At 65.2% G+C, this 13,735-nt stretch carries 11 protein-coding genes; 1 reads left to right on the forward strand and 10 read right to left on the reverse strand.

The annotated features are described in order from the left end of the window. Positions 1-2: 2 nt before the first annotated feature. The 9 genes from PYR64_RS18650 to PYR64_RS18690 form a co-directional block, all read right to left on the reverse strand. Positions 3-1,223 (reverse strand): thiolase family protein, encoded by a 1,221-nt coding sequence (locus tag PYR64_RS18650; protein ID WP_064722423.1) that lies wholly within the window; start codon positions 1,221-1,223, stop codon positions 3-5. Between the two features lie 43 nt (positions 1,224-1,266). Continuing rightward, a complete protein-coding gene (pcaC, locus tag PYR64_RS18655; RefSeq protein WP_039243438.1) occupies positions 1,267-1,719 on the reverse strand; it encodes a 4-carboxymuconolactone decarboxylase in 453 nt (150 codons plus the stop codon). Next, positions 1,716-2,525, reverse strand: coding sequence for an alpha/beta fold hydrolase (locus PYR64_RS18660; protein ID WP_275776938.1), 810 nt, complete (start codon positions 2,523-2,525; stop codon positions 1,716-1,718). Before PYR64_RS18660 ends, pcaC begins: the two co-directional genes overlap by 4 nt. Further along, positions 2,518-3,939 carry an adenylosuccinate lyase family protein gene (locus tag PYR64_RS18665; RefSeq protein ID WP_275776940.1) on the reverse strand — a complete coding sequence of 474 codons (1,422 nt, stop codon included), beginning with the start codon at positions 3,937-3,939 and terminating at the stop codon, positions 2,518-2,520. The genes PYR64_RS18660 and PYR64_RS18665 overlap by 8 nt, the downstream gene beginning before the upstream one ends. After that, positions 3,936-4,556 (reverse strand): protocatechuate 3,4-dioxygenase subunit alpha, encoded by a 621-nt coding sequence (gene pcaG, locus PYR64_RS18670; protein ID WP_079582311.1) that lies wholly within the window; start codon positions 4,554-4,556, stop codon positions 3,936-3,938. The genes PYR64_RS18665 and pcaG overlap by 4 nt, the downstream gene beginning before the upstream one ends. 4 nt (positions 4,557-4,560) lie before the next feature. Further along, entirely contained in the window at positions 4,561-5,430 is an 870-nt protein-coding gene (pcaH, locus tag PYR64_RS18675) for a protocatechuate 3,4-dioxygenase subunit beta (RefSeq protein ID WP_275776943.1), read from the reverse strand. A 41-nt stretch (positions 5,431-5,471) separates the two neighbouring features. After that, a complete protein-coding gene (locus tag PYR64_RS18680; protein WP_079582310.1) occupies positions 5,472-7,343 on the reverse strand; it encodes a sugar phosphate isomerase/epimerase and 4-hydroxyphenylpyruvate domain-containing protein in 1,872 nt (623 codons plus the stop codon). Continuing rightward, entirely contained in the window at positions 7,343-8,260 is a 918-nt protein-coding gene (locus PYR64_RS18685) for a shikimate dehydrogenase (RefSeq protein WP_018779353.1), read from the reverse strand. The genes PYR64_RS18680 and PYR64_RS18685 overlap by 1 nt, the downstream gene beginning before the upstream one ends. A 225-nt stretch (positions 8,261-8,485) precedes the next feature. Further along, positions 8,486-9,256, reverse strand: a complete 771-nt coding sequence (locus tag PYR64_RS18690) for an IclR family transcriptional regulator (RefSeq protein WP_275776945.1) — start codon at positions 9,254-9,256, stop codon at positions 8,486-8,488. Between the two features lie 205 nt (positions 9,257-9,461). On the opposite strand from PYR64_RS18690, the gene PYR64_RS18695 reads away from it, so the two are divergent. After that, positions 9,462-10,781 (forward strand): MFS transporter, encoded by a 1,320-nt coding sequence (locus tag PYR64_RS18695; RefSeq protein WP_018779355.1) that lies wholly within the window; start codon positions 9,462-9,464, stop codon positions 10,779-10,781. A gap of 138 nt (positions 10,782-10,919) precedes the next feature. On the opposite strand, the gene PYR64_RS18700 is transcribed toward PYR64_RS18695, so the two are convergent. Next, the gene (locus tag PYR64_RS18700) at positions 10,920-13,643 is read right to left on the reverse strand and encodes an FG-GAP-like repeat-containing protein (RefSeq protein ID WP_275776948.1); all 2,724 of its coding nucleotides are present in this window, start codon (positions 13,641-13,643) and stop codon (positions 10,920-10,922) included. Positions 13,644-13,735 lie beyond the last annotated feature (92 nt).

The raw sequence follows: 13,735 nt of genomic DNA on the forward strand, positions 1-13,735 counted from the left end.
CCCTAGACTCCTTCTGAAACTCCGGCAGTTACGTTTTCCAGCACCACGGCCAGGCCTTGACCGACGCCGATGCAGATCGCCGCGACGCCCCAGCGCTGACCGGAAGCCTGCAGGGACCGCGCGAGCGTGCCCAGGATGCGGGTACCGGAGGCGCCGAGCGGGTGGCCCATCGCGATCGCACCGCCGTGGCGGTTCACGATTCCGGGGTCGATCCCCCACGCATCAACGCACGCCAGCGATTGCGCGGCGAACGCTTCGTTAAGTTCGACGGCGCCCACCTGGTCCCAGCCGATGCCCGCCTTCGCCAGGGCCTTGTTCGCGGCCTCCACCGGGGCGAACCCGAAGAACTGGGGATCGTTGCCATGCGCGCCACGGCCGGCAATACGGGCCAAGGGATCCAAACCAAGAATCCCCGCAGCGGCTTCCGAACCAATCCACGCAGCCGAAGCACCATCGGACAAAGGCGAGGCGTTCCCGGCGGTGACCGTACCGCCGTCGGGTCCGTCAGACTCAGCCCGGAAAACGGTCTTCAAACCCGCGAGCTTCTCAGCGGAAGAACCGGCACGGATGCCCTCGTCCCGGACGAGATCAGTGCCCGGAACCGCCGTGACCAAAGAATCGTAGAAGCCTTCGTTCCACGCAGCGTCGGCCAGGTTGTGCGAGTCCGCCGCAAAAGCGTCCTGCCGTTCCCGGGTGATCCCGTACTTCTCGCGCAGCCGTTCGGTGGCTTCGCCCAGGGAGATGGTCCAGTCCTTGTTCATGGCCGGGTTCACCAAACGCCAACCAAGCGTGGTGGATGCCAGGGTCATGTCACCGGCCGGGTAGGGCTTGGACGTCTTGGGCAGCACCCACGGCGCACGGGACATGGACTCGGCGCCGCCCACCAGCATGAGGTCGGCGTCGCCGGCATTGATTTGCCGCGATGCGATGATGGCCGCATCCAGGGACGAGCCACACAAACGGTTGACGGTGGTGCCCGGAATGGACACGGGCAGGCCGGCCAACAGGGTGGCCATGCGGGCCACGTTGCGGTTTTCCTCGCCTGCACCGTTGGCGTTGCCGAACACGACCTCGTCGATCCGCTCAACATCCAGCCCGGGTGCCCGCTTCACGGACTCGCGAACCACGTGCGCGGCAAGGTCATCGGGACGGACAGCGGCAAGGCCGGAGCCGAACTTGCCAAAGGGCGTGCGCACGGCGTCGTACACGAAAGCCTGGTTCATGGTGTTTCCTTCGTTTCTGCCTGACCAACCAGGGGACCTGGGGTCAGTTGGGTTCGGTGGCGTCGATTTCGGCGAATACTTTTTGGGCCGTCTTGAAGGCCGAGTTGGCCGACGGCACACTGCAATAAATGGCGGTCTGCAGCAGGATTTCCTTGATTTCGTCCCTGCTCAGGCCGTTGTTGAGGGCTGCCCGGACGTGCATGGCCAGCTCTTCCCAGTGACCGTGCGCCACCAGCGCCGTGAGGGTGACTGCGGAACGCATTTGCCGGCTCAGGCCAGGCCGCGTCCAGATGCCACCCCAGGCAATCCTGGTGATCATGTCCTGGTAGTCCTCGGTGAAGGAATCCTTGCCGGCATTCGCCCGGTCCACGTGCGCGTCGCCGAGCACTTCGCGGCGGACCACCATGCCGGCGTCGTAGATATCCTGCGCGGTGGCGTCCGCCTGCACGGCACCGTTGCGAGCCGCGTCGTTGCTTTCGGAAGCAGTAGAGCTCATCGTCCGTTCTCCTTCATGAAGGTGTGCATCAGCGATGCCACGACTTTCGGTGCCTCCGCAGGCGCGAGGTGCCCGACGCCGTCGAGCGTCACGGCCTCAGCAGTGCCGCCACCGGCGACGATGCTGTTGACGAGCTCTTCAGCCATCGACGGCGGCGCGACCTGGTCCTCTTCACCGGCAATCACCTGCGTGGGGACGGCGATGCTGCCGAGCTGATCGCGGACATCCAAGCGGGCCAGGGCTTCGCAGCAGAACGAATAGCTGAACCTGTCGGCGTCGCGGAGTGCGTGCAGCAGGCGGCTGCTGATCTCCGGCTGGCGATCCATGAATCCGTGGCCGAACCAGCGCTCAGCGGAACCCTGGATCATCACCGGAGTACCCAGCGAGCGCACGGTTTCCGCACGGTCCAGCCAGCCCTCCGGAGTGCCGAGCTTCGGCCCGGAGCACTGGACGGACAAGCTGCGGAGGCGGTCGCCGTGCTTGATGCCGAGCTGCAGGCCGGTGGCCCCGCCCAGGGAGACACCCGCATAGTGGAACGTCGCCGCCGTGTTTCCGGTGACAGAGTCCACAAGGTCGACGACGGCGTCCGCCAGGTCCGCGACGTCGAAACCTTCGGCGGCGGCCGGCGAGATGCCGTGGCCGGGCAGGTCCCAGCCGATGACGTCGTATTCGTCGCCCAGGAGCGCGGCGGTTTCGGACCACAGAACGGTGGAGGTACCCAGCGACGGGCCGACCACCAGGAGCGGTTTCGCTCCGAGTTCACGCTTCGGGGACAGCAACACGGCCTTGATGGTTGGCTTAGCCACGAGGGGCTCCTTTCACAGGGGATCCGGTGAAGCCGGGGTAGGCGACGAGGATCCGACGGCTGATTTCCTGTGCCTCGCCCAGGTAGCTTGCCGGATCCAGCAGTGCCTCAAGCCCGGCGTCGGAGAGCTTGTTGGATGGAACGGTTTCACGGAGGAGCTTGCGGTACATGTCCCCCTGTTCGGTTGCCGGAGCAGCAAGGGTCCGGTCGACGACGGCCTGCAGCTTCTGCTTTCCGTCCTCGCCCAGCAGAGGGGCGACGGCGGCCGACACACCTTCGCTGAGGAGCAGCGGACCCGCCAGCTGCAGGTTCCTGCGCATCGCTTCCGGGAAGACGCGGAGACCCTCGGTGAGTTCGCGGAGGTGGGAAGCAGCGCCCATCGCCAGGCCCAACAGGCGACGCAGTGCAGGCCACTCGCTGTGCCAGGCGCCGTCGGGGCGTTCGTCATTGAAAGTGGCCGCGGCCAGGTGCAGCTGAGATGCGAGGCCGGGAGCCTGCAACGCTGCGCTGCGGATCAGCACGGAGAGCACCGGATTCTGCTTCTGCGGCATGGCCGAAGAGACACCGCGTCCGGCAGCCAGGGGCTCACCAAGTTCGGCAACCTCCGGACGGCTCAGGAACAACAGGTCCGCGGCGATCTTCCCGAAGGAATCGACCAGTGCCGCAAGCCCGTCACCGAGGGCCGTCACCACCAGGCGGTTGGTGTGCCAGGGAGCCGTCGCCGGGGCCAACCCCAGCGCAGCCGCCCACGAATCGGCCAGTGTGAAGGGCGTTGAACCGGAGCCCGCGGCCAGCCTGGTCCCGGAGGCCAAGGTTCCGCCGGCGCCGCCGAACTGCACGGGCAACTCCAACGACTCCAGGCGCGCACCCGCAGCGGCCACGCCCTGGAACCACTGCGCAGCCCTGAGCCCGAACGAGTACGGAAGCGCATGCTGCGTCAGGCTCCTGCCCACGCACAGCGTTTCCGCATGCTGTTCCGCCAAGGTAGCGAGCGCCGTCGTCGTGCCCTTGACTTCGGCCAGCAGCGCCGCGATGGTCCTGCGGGCGAGCAGCAGGAGGGCGGAGTCGAGGACGTCCTGGCTGGTGAGCGAGGCGTGGACCGCCTTGCCCGCACCGATGCCGGCGGTGTCCAGCCCGCGGACCCGGGCGCGGAGGTCGCCGAGCAACGGAATCACCGGGTTGCCTCCGCCTTGGGCCCGTTCAGCGATATCCGCGACGTCGTAGGACGCGGGGTTGGCGGCTTCGGCCACCACAGCGGCGGATCCCGCCGGGGCAAGCCCGGCTTCCTCAAGGACAGCCGCCCAGGCAGCTTCGACGTCGAGGATTGCCGCGATCACGGCACGGTCGCCCGTCAGCGCGGCCACGGAGGGCGACGCCGAGACGGGGCTGAGGAGGCCGAAGTCGCCGTCGATCATGCCAGGTTTTCCCTTGCCGGCGAGTCCCCGCTGTTGCCGACGCTGTTGTCGAGCGAACCGTCTTGCTGGAAGTCCAGGAACACGGTCTCGTCGCCACCCTGCAGGCGGATGTCCCAGGTGAGGCCACCGTCGGGGTCGCGACGGGCGATGAGCGTCTTGCGGCGTTCCGGATCCAGGGAGCTCAGCAAAGGATCATTGGCCAGTGCTTCCTCGTTTTCCGGCAGGTACACGCGGGTGAAGAGGCGGTTCATGAGGCCGCGGGCGAAAACGGCCACCGAGATGAACGCTGCCGCTCCGGGCTTGGTGGCACCCGGGTTGACCGTGGTGAACGTGTACACGCCGGAGTTGCCCACGGAGCCCCTGCCCCAGCCGGTGAACGTGTAGCCGTCACGGACCAGGGAGCCGGTGCGCTGGACGATGTTGCCTTCGGTATCCGGCTGCCAGATCTCAAGGATGGCGTCCGGGATGGGGTTGCCCGCGCCGTCGTACACCGTGCCTTGAAGGCGGATGCTGCCGGGGCTGCCCGGTGCCAGGAGTTCGTTGTCCTTGGTGAAGGGGAGGGCGTAGCCGTAGAAGGGGCCCACGGTCTGGCCCGGTGTGGGTGTCAGCTTGCTCATGTGCTTACTCCTCGTCCCCGGCGTCGCCGTATGCTTCGTTTTCCGTCCAGGTCCGCTTGGAACCGGTCAGGACGATGTCCCACTTGTAGCCGAGGGCCCACTCGGGGCTGGTCAGCTCGTGGTCGTACTGTGCCACCAGGCGGTCGCGGGCGTCCTGGTCCACGATCGATTGGTAGATGGGGTCCAACGGGAACAACTGGTCACCCGGGAAGTACATCTGGGTGACGATGCGCTGCGTGAACTCCGAGCCGAACATGGAGAAGTGGATGTGCGCCGGACGCCAGGCATTCAGGTGGTTCTTCCACGGGTAGGCGCCGGGTTTGATGGTGGTGAAGGAGTACGAGCCGTCGGCGCCGGTAATGCAGCGTCCGACGCCGGTGAAGTTCGGGTCGAGCGGTGCGGGGTGCTGGTCGCGCTTGTGGATGTAGCGGCCCGATGCGTTGGCCTGCCAGATCTCCACGAGCTGGCCGGCCACCGGGCGGCCGTCGCCGTCCAGCACGCGGCCGGCGACGATGATGCGCTCACCCTGCGGCTCGCCGTTGTGCTGGATGGTCAGGTCCGATTCCAGTGCGTGCACGTCCTGGTGTCCGAAGGCCGGCGAGTAGAGCTCGATGGTCTCCGGGTCCGCGTGGTGCAGGCTCTTGGTGGGGTGGCGCAGGATGCTGCTGCGGTAGGGCGCACAGTCCAGCCGCGGCATGGTTTCGGGTCCTTTGCCGTCCTTGAGTGCCTGGGCGTAACGATCCCCGATGGCCTTGATCTCAGCGCTGAGGTCCGCCTGCGTCTCAACCTTCTTGGCATCGTGCGCGGCATGCGGCTCTGCTGGCGGCACGAGTTCCTCGGATTCTAGAGCTTGTGCAGTGTTGTCTTGCGGCACAACCGGCTCCTTTCTATGGATTCTTTGAGAGGTTCGGGCAGCTATGCCCGGTGAAGTGAGTCGTATTGGACGGCATGGCGGACTGGGGCATTCGGGGCTCCGTAGCCGTTGTAGCTGCCACGGCGCTCCACCATTTCAAAAAACACACTGCCTACTGTGGCCGTGTAGAAGTGGAGGAATTCGCCGTTGGCGTCCCGGTCATACAGGAGGTTGAGCTCCTGGAGGGTGGCCAGGAAGCCCGGTTCAAGATCGAACCGTGCGTCCAGGTCCTCGTAATAGTTGGCCGGAATCTGCAGGAACTCAAGGCCGCGGTCCCGGGCGGACCGCGCCGTGGCCACGAGGTCGTCCACGGCGAAGGCGATGTGTTCCTGGTACGTTTTGCGGGCGTTCTGCGCTTGCTGGGCCGGCGCCAGGTTCAGCACCAGCCGCACCGCGCCGGTGCTGGTTTCCATGACCTGCGAGCGCACCAGGCCGCTGGGGCTCGGGACCTCTGCGAACGGCAGCGGTTCCAGGGCCAATGCGCTGGTGTAGAAGAGGACGGCTTCGTCAAAGTGCTGCCACGGCTGGGCGAGGTTCACGTGGTCAATGACCGCGTTCTGCCCGCTGGGAACGTGTTCCAGGCCTTCGCCGAACTCGTGCGTCCAGGCTGCGGTTCCGTCAGGGCTGCCTTGGCACAGGAAGATCTCGGTGGAGTCCGGGGCGGAGATGCCTTGGAAGACTTCCTCGTCGGCCTGGACCTTGCGCGCCACTACGGGCGCCTTGAGTTGCTGGGCGCGAGCGGAGGCAATCACTGGAGAGTCGACGTCGAACCCCAGGGCCGCGATGGCCGGTTCCGAGTGCGAGGCCGCCTGCTCGTTGATGATAACGCGCGCCTGGCCCATGGTCCAGAGCTGGACGTCCTTGGTGCGGTGGCGTCCCTCGAATCCGAAGCCGAGCTGCCCCAGGAGCTTCTCGAGCTGCGCGGTGTCGTCGGCTTTGACCTCGGCGAAGTTGAAGCCGGCTGGTTCGTTGACCTTGGGCAGCGTGGCAAGTTCCATGGGATAACGACGGCGGGACGAGGCTGCTGCTTCCGTTCCGGCTTCCGCGGAGGTGCCGGCCAGCCACTTTGCGCTCTGTTCTTCCAGCCAGATGAGTGAGCGCATGGCATCCACTGCGGTCCGTTCCACGTCCGACTGGCGGAAGACGTCATTGAAGACCTCAAGCGATACTGGCCCGGTGTAGCCCGCACGGACGACGTGGCCCATGAACTTGGCGAGCTCGAACTGTCCCTCCCCGGGGAAGACCCGGTAGTGGCGGCTCCAGGAGAGCACGTCCATGGAGAGCTTGGGGGCGTCGGCAACCTGCACGAAGAAGATCTTCTCCGCGTTAATGTCCTCGATCGGGGCGGTGTCCCAGTCGCGGGAAAGGATGTGGAAGGAGTCCAGGCAGGTGCCGAGGTTCGGATGGTCCACCATTTCCACCAGGCGGTAGGCGTGCTCGTAGTCGTTGACGTACTTGCCCCAGGCCAAGGCCTCGTAGGCAACCTTGACCCCGTGGTCTCCTGCCAGTCCGGCGAGCGCTGCCAGCTGTTCGGCCCGCAGCTGGTCGTCATCGATGGTGGCCGTGGCCACGTTGGAGCAGACCAGGATGGTGTCCATGCCCAGACGCGACATGAGCTTGAACTTGGCCTCGGCCCGCTTGAGGTTGGCCTTCAGCAGGTCCGGAGTGACGCCGTCGAAATCCCGGAACGGCTGGTAGAGATCCAGGCCCAGGCCGAGGTCGGCGGCCATCTTCCGGATGTCCTCGGGACTCAGCGGGGACGTGACGAGGTCCTGCTCGAAGATCTCGATGCCGTCGAAGCCCGCGATGGCGCAGGCCTGCATCTTTTCCTTCAAGGTGCCCGACAGGCAGACTGTGGCGATTCCGGTGCGCATCAGTGGGCCGCCTTTGCGAGGGTGCCGGCGGAGAGCGCGGTTGCGGCGTCTTCCAGGGCGATCAGCTCCAGGAAGTGCTCCCGCATGCGGTTGCGGTCGGCGTCCCGTCCGGTGAAGAGTTTGAAGGCGTCGGCCGCCTGACCGACTGCCATGCGGCCGCCGTCGAGGACTTTGCAGCCCTTGGCCCGTGCTTCGCGGACCAGTTGCGTTTCGATGGGGCGGTAGACGATGTCCGCCACCCAGTGCCTCGGCTCCACGAGTCCCAGGTCCAGCGGCAGTCCGGGGTGGGCGGCCATGCCGATCGGGGTGCAGTGCACCAGGCCGTCGGCGAGGGGCATGATCTGCGGGAGTTCGTCCGTGCTGCGCGGGGTGACGGTGGCCGCGGGGAAGAGTCCGCTGAGTTCATCGGCACGTTCCGCGGCCCGGGCGGGATCCACGTCCACCAGGTCCAGGGTGGTGACACCGGCCTTGAGGAGCGCGTAGGCGACGGCAGAACCGGCCCCGCCGGCGCCAAGCTGAACGACGCGGCCCAAGGTGGCGTCCGGAAGTCCATCCCTCAAGGCCGAACCAAAGCCGGAGAAGTCCGTGTTGTGTCCGATGAACCGGCCGTCCTGGATCAGGACCGTATTGACGGCACCCAGGCGCGCGGCGTCGTCGGAAATTTCATCAAGGTGCCCAAGCACCAACTGCTTGCACGGGTGCGTGATGTTGAGGCCGTTGAAGCCCATGCGGGCGGCTGCGGTGAGGAGGTCCCCGACGGCGGCGGCCGGCAAGGCCAGCTCCAGCAGGTCGATGGGGCGGTACAGCAAGCGAAGGCCCTGCACATCGGCTTCGCGTTCATGCATGGGCGGCGTGAGCGAGGGCATGACCCCTTCGCCAACGAGGCCCACCAGAACGGACTCGGCTCGGTTGCTCATCCTAAAGCTCCTTTGACTTCAGCACCGCGGCCATTGACGTTTTCTGGGGCGTCGACGGCCGGGTGTTATCCAGATTACTACAAGTGTTCATATTCCGCACGCTTGTTCTTATCGCGAACAAATGACGTGCCGGATGCGTTGTGTCGGGCTGATTTTGGCGTTGCGGGGCCTGCTTTGCGCGCCAAGAGTCGCGTTTAGCGCGCAGAACGGGCCCCGCAACGAAGCTCAGCGCTGCGGCAGGCGGGCCGCGAGTTCAGCCGCAGCCTCCTGCAGGGTGGGCACATGGGCGATGAGTTCCTCCATGCTGAGTCGGAAAACCGGAACGGCGGTGGCCAGCGAAGCGAACGCGTGGCCCTGGGAGTTGAGGACCGGGACCGCGACGGCACGCATGCCGATCTCGTTTTCCTCGTCCATCACGGCGTAGCCCTGCCGGCGCACCTGTTCAATTTCCGCCCGGAACTTGTCGCGGTCGGTGATGGAACGCTCAGTGAGCGGGTCCAGGGGAAGTTCCTCGATCAGGCGTTTTCGCTCGGGCTCATCCTCGAACGCAACCAGGGCCTTGCCCACCGACGTCGTGTGCAACGCTCCCAGATGTCCGGGGTCACTGGTGACGCGGAACGTCTTGGGCCCGTCCACCTTGTTGACCGTGAGGTGGTGGTCGCCGTCGCGGACCGAGAGGATGGTGGCCTCATGCGTACTGTCGGTGACCCGCTGCAGGACCGGCAGCGCTGTGGCAGCGAAGCCGTGGTGGTTGGAGACGCGTTGTCCGAGCTGGAAGACGCGCAGGCCCAGGTGGTAGCGGCGGCCATCGGGTTCGTAGTCAACGAATCCGTCGCGGGTCAACGAGCCCAGCAGCCGGTAGGTGGTACTGAAAGGCAGTCCGGCGCTTCTGGCCAGATCCGCCGCACTTGCACCCTTCGGCTCGTTTCCCAGCAGGACCAGCAGGCCCAGGGCTTTGCCGACCATGTCGGTCTTTGTGTCCTCTTTCACACTCATAACCCGATGCTCTCACATAGTGAGAGCTATTTCTAGATGGTGATTACACCTCTTGACAAGTGACCATACTCACAGGGATCATTGCTGTATTACGCAAGTAGCTCTCACCATGTGGTTACTAGCTAAGGGATTGACCGGCCGCACCTCGCTTGGGTCTCCCGCTGAAGCTCTATTCGCGACATCGTCGTCACAGAAGGAACACCCAATGAGCCAAACAATGCCGTCAGCGACGCCAGGCATCACCGAAACCACCGGGACACCCAAGAAGGCTGCCCTCGCCAGCTTCCTGGGCAGCGCCGTGGAGTACTACGACTTCTTCATCTTCGGATCTGCCGCGGCCTTGATTTTCCCGCACGTCTTCTTCCCGGACGCAGACACCAATGCGGCCGTCATGTCCTTTGCCACGTTCGGCTTCGCCTACCTTGCACGGCCCATCGGCGCTGCGTTCCTGGGTCACTTCGGCGACCGGATCGGCCGGCAGAAGGTCCTCATGTTCACCCTGGTGCTCATGGGCGCCTCGACCTTCGTGATCGGCTGCCTCCCCGACTTCAAAACCATCGGCTGGGGTGCCCCGATCCTCCTGGTACTTGCCCGGCTCTGCCAGGGTTTGTCGGCAGCGGGCGAGCAGGCCGGCGCGTCATCCATGACCCTGGAGCACGCCCCGGACAACCGCCGCTCCTTCTTCACCTCATGGACCTTGACGGGAACGCAGGGCGGCCAGATCCTGGCAGCGCTCGTGTTCATTCCCGTGGTGGCACTGCCGGATGACATCAAGTACGGCATCGGCTGGCGTATTCCGTTCTGGCTCAGCGCAGTAGTGGTGCTGGTTGCCTTCTTCATCCGCCGCACCCTGCACGAGCCACCCGCATTCGCTGAGGCACAGAAGAACAACCAGATTGCCAAGCTCCCCATCGCCGACCTCCTCAAGCACCACTGGCAGGACGTCCTCCGCGTGATCTGCTGCGCGTTCATTGCCGCAGTCAGCACGGTCTTCGGCACCCTGGCCATCAAGTACGCCCAGGACGTTGCGCATGTGAACAGCACCATCACCCTATGGCTGGTGGTTGTGGCCAACCTCGTGGCTCTGGGAACCCAGCCGCTCTTCGGCACGCTGGCAGACCGCATCGGCCGCAAGCCCGTGTTCATCTATGGAGCAGTGGCCAGCGCCATCATGACGCCGGTCTTCTTCCTGAGCTTCGAGTCCGGTTCCACGCCGCTGATGTTCCTGGCCGCCGTCGTGTACTTCTCCCTTGGCTACGCTGCCGCCAACGCCGTCTGGCCGTCGTTCTACGGTGAAATGTTCAGCACCAAGGTCCGCTTCTCCGGCCTGGCCATCGGCACGCAGCTCGGCTTCCTCGCCGCAGGTTTCGCCCCGACCATCGTGACCGCCATCGGTGGCACCAAACCCGGTGGATGGGTTCCCGTGTCCATCTTCACGGCCATCGTCTGCCTCATCGCCATCGTCTCGGCCTCCACGGCACGCGAATCGGCAAAGGTCCCGACGGCGGAACTCGGCCTGCGCTAGAACGTCACCTCTCCGGCGCTCCAGCCCTGTTGCCGGAGCTTCGGAACGGGGAAAGCCCGGCACGTCTCCTGACGTGCCGGGCTTTCCGCTGCCCGGTCTGGTGTTCAGGCAAGGCAAGCGGCAAGGAACATCCCAGGCCTACCGTGGATCCAGCAGCACGGACTGAAAGCTCCCCTGACCGGTTCCTGTGTACAGGAAGAGCTCCCCGTTTCCGCCAACACCCACAACTGACGGATTTCCCGTTCCCGTGAAGCCTGTCCCCAAGGCCGCGAACGAGCTGAAAGTGTTCCAGCCGGAACCCAGGGCAACGCGGGCCAGGAATCCGCCGCTGCCATTGCCCGGATACAGCCACAACGCCCCGTCAGTGCCCCGGGCCATGATGTCCTCCCGGCCATCGCCGTTGAAGTCCCCACCCTGCACTACCGAGTCAAAAATGTCCCATCCCGTGCCGATCTGCTTCCACGGGAGGAAGCCGCCCGAACCGTTACCCGGGTAAAGCCACAAGCTGCCATTCGCGGCCCGTGCCACAAGGTCCGCTTTGCCGTCACCCGAGAAATCGCCCGGAGCGAGAAGTTCAGTGAAACCCTGCCAGCCCACACCGATCTGCTTGCGGGCCAGGAACTGGCCCCGGCCGTCTGTCGGGTACAACCACAGCGCTCCGCCGGCTGTCCGTGCGACCAGGTCCGGGTGGCCATCGCCGTCGAAATCTCCGGCACTCAGGACAGTATTGAAAGCATTCCACCCCGACCCCACCTGGACGCGGGGCAGGAAGCCGCCGGAACCGTTCCCCGGATAGAGCCACAACGCGCCGTCAGTACCGCGGGCCAGGACGTCGGCGACTGCATCTCCGTCGAAATCTCCCGCCTCCCAGACCTGGCTGAACTGGTTCCAACCGGCACCGATGACCAAGCGTTCGGCAAAGCCCGAACCGCTGCCCGGGTAGAGCCGCATGGACCCCCCGGAGGTCACCGTCAGGACATCGGACTTCTTATCACCCGTGAAGTCCTGTCCGCTCACGATGTCGCCCACCGCGTTCCAACCGCTGCCGATTGCGACGCGCGGCACGAAACCACCCCAGCCGTTGCCGGGGTACAGGTAGAGGGTGCCGTCGCTTGCCCGCGCCAGAAGCCCGAAGGAGCCATCGGAAGTGATGCTGGTGAAGCCGTTCCAACCCGATCCGATCTGCGACCAGGCACGGAAGCCGCCCTGGCCATCTCCTGGGTACAGCCAGAGAGTGCCATCCGGCTTGGTCGCCATGACGTCGAGGCGGGCATCGCCGTCGAAATCGCCCACGCCAATGATGTTCGTGAAGCCCTGCCAGCCGGATCCGATTTGCCGCTTGGCGAGGAAACCGCCGTTTCCGTCGCCCGGGTATAGCCAGAGGACACCGTCGCTGGTGCGCGCCAGGATGTCGCTTCGTCCGTCTCCATCGAAATCCGAAAAGCCGGTGATGGCGTCAAAAACGTTCCACCCGGAGCCCACCTGACGCGGATTATCCAGCCTGTTGCCGGGCAAACCCGAATACAGCATCAGGGAGCCGTCGGGCTCGCGGGAGAAGACATCGGCGAGTCCATCGCCGTCGAAATCTCCCGTAGAAAAGCGGACCTTGGCGGTGAGCCGCGGGTCGGCAGTGATGGTGATGGTGGCCGACGTCGACGACACCGAATTCATGGTCACCTGCGTACCGGTGTACGTGGTGAAGGTGCTCCCCGCCTGCCAGGCGTGGTTGCTGGCGTACCACGGGTCGGAGAAAGGCTTGGTGGAGGGCATCAGAATCAGGGAAGAAGCGATGGTGGCGCCGCCGCGCTGGACGACCTTCACGCCCATGTTTCCGGGTTTGCCGGCTGTTCCCAGGTAATTGTCATAGCCGGCAGGTTCCCGCAGCTCCAGGTAATAGACCTCTTTGCTGACGGGATCGGTGAATTTGATCGCCCGCTGGGCTTCGGTGCCTCCCCACGGCTTGAGCGTGTAGCTCTTGGAACCCGTTGCGACGCCCACGTCCCGGATCTCATCCCCGCGGCCCAGGCCCGCGTAGTCCCAGAACGTGGAACTCACAACCGGCGTCGCGTACTGGGCAGCTCCCATGATGTCGGTGGTGTCGCCGTACTCGCGGATGTAGCAGGACGGATCGGTGAACTGGCCGTTGCTGTTGACCCCGACGTCGGACACTCCGCTGCCGCACTGCAGGGCATCTGCGTGCATCAGGCCGATGACGTGGCCGAACTCGTGGCTCATCACGTTGTTGGTGAAGCTGCTGATCTGGGGCAGGAGCACCCGGCCGCTGTAACTGCCGCTGCTGTACCCGGCGCCCAGGGCGTTGCCGGACAACGTGGACGTCGGAATGAAGATGACCAGCGCTGTGTAAGGGCTGGCCGACCAGTTCAACTCCCCCGTGATGGTGGAGATGATGGTGCTGTAACTGTCCGTGGAGCGGGCCTTGGATTGGTGGCCGGCAACTTTGCTGGCCACCGTCATGGACAGCTTGTTGGCCGTCATGGCTTTCCAGTAGTTGCTGGTGGACACCACAGCCTTTTCAGCGTCCGTCATGGAAACCGGGTTGGTGTTGTCCGCCAGTTTCGCGGTGACCAGCCGGACGTTGATGGTGCCGCCCGGACCTGCTGCCGCAGCTCCGTCACGGAGCAGCGAGTCGACGTCGGCCTGACCCTTGGTGGGCTGCTTGGTTTCCGGGAGCGGCGTCTCGAAAACATGCTCCGAGTGCGGTGTGCCCTCAACGAATTGGACGTTCGGATTATCGGGCCCGGGAAGTGGTACTGCCGTGGCAGGGGCCTGGACGAAAAACAGGCCGGCGGCAAAAACCACCAAGCCTGTGGACAGCGCGAGCGATCGCCGTAAAACACCCATTGGTTCTCCCGGGAGGACGGAGCCTGTGGTTGCTGTAAATCTCAGTAACCGAGATCAGGCTACAACCGCGTCGGCACTGGCCTGCGGAGGCG

The sequence above is a fragment of the Paenarthrobacter sp. Y-19 genome (assembly GCF_029223985.1).
Lineage (GTDB): Bacteria > Actinomycetota > Actinomycetes > Actinomycetales > Micrococcaceae > Arthrobacter > Arthrobacter nicotinovorans.

Coding starts and splice junctions, on each gene's coding strand:
- PYR64_RS18650 (WP_064722423.1), bottom strand. CDS start 1,223: ATGAACCAGGCTTTCGTGTACGACGCCGTGCGCACGCCCTTTGGCAAG.
- pcaC (WP_039243438.1), bottom strand. CDS start 1,719: ATGAGCTCTACTGCTTCCGAAAGCAACGACGCGGCTCGCAACGGTGCC.
- PYR64_RS18665 (WP_275776940.1), bottom strand. CDS start 3,939: ATGATCGACGGCGACTTCGGCCTCCTCAGCCCCGTCTCGGCGTCGCCC.
- pcaG (WP_079582311.1), bottom strand. CDS start 4,556: ATGAGCAAGCTGACACCCACACCGGGCCAGACCGTGGGCCCCTTCTAC.
- PYR64_RS18680 (WP_079582310.1), bottom strand. CDS start 7,343: ATGCGCACCGGAATCGCCACAGTCTGCCTGTCGGGCACCTTGAAGGAA.
- PYR64_RS18685 (WP_018779353.1), bottom strand. CDS start 8,260: ATGAGCAACCGAGCCGAGTCCGTTCTGGTGGGCCTCGTTGGCGAAGGG.
- PYR64_RS18690 (WP_275776945.1), bottom strand. CDS start 9,256: ATGAGTGTGAAAGAGGACACAAAGACCGACATGGTCGGCAAAGCCCTG.
- PYR64_RS18695 (WP_018779355.1), top strand. CDS start 9,462: ATGAGCCAAACAATGCCGTCAGCGACGCCAGGCATCACCGAAACCACC.
- PYR64_RS18700 (WP_275776948.1), bottom strand. CDS start 13,643: ATGGGTGTTTTACGGCGATCGCTCGCGCTGTCCACAGGCTTGGTGGTT.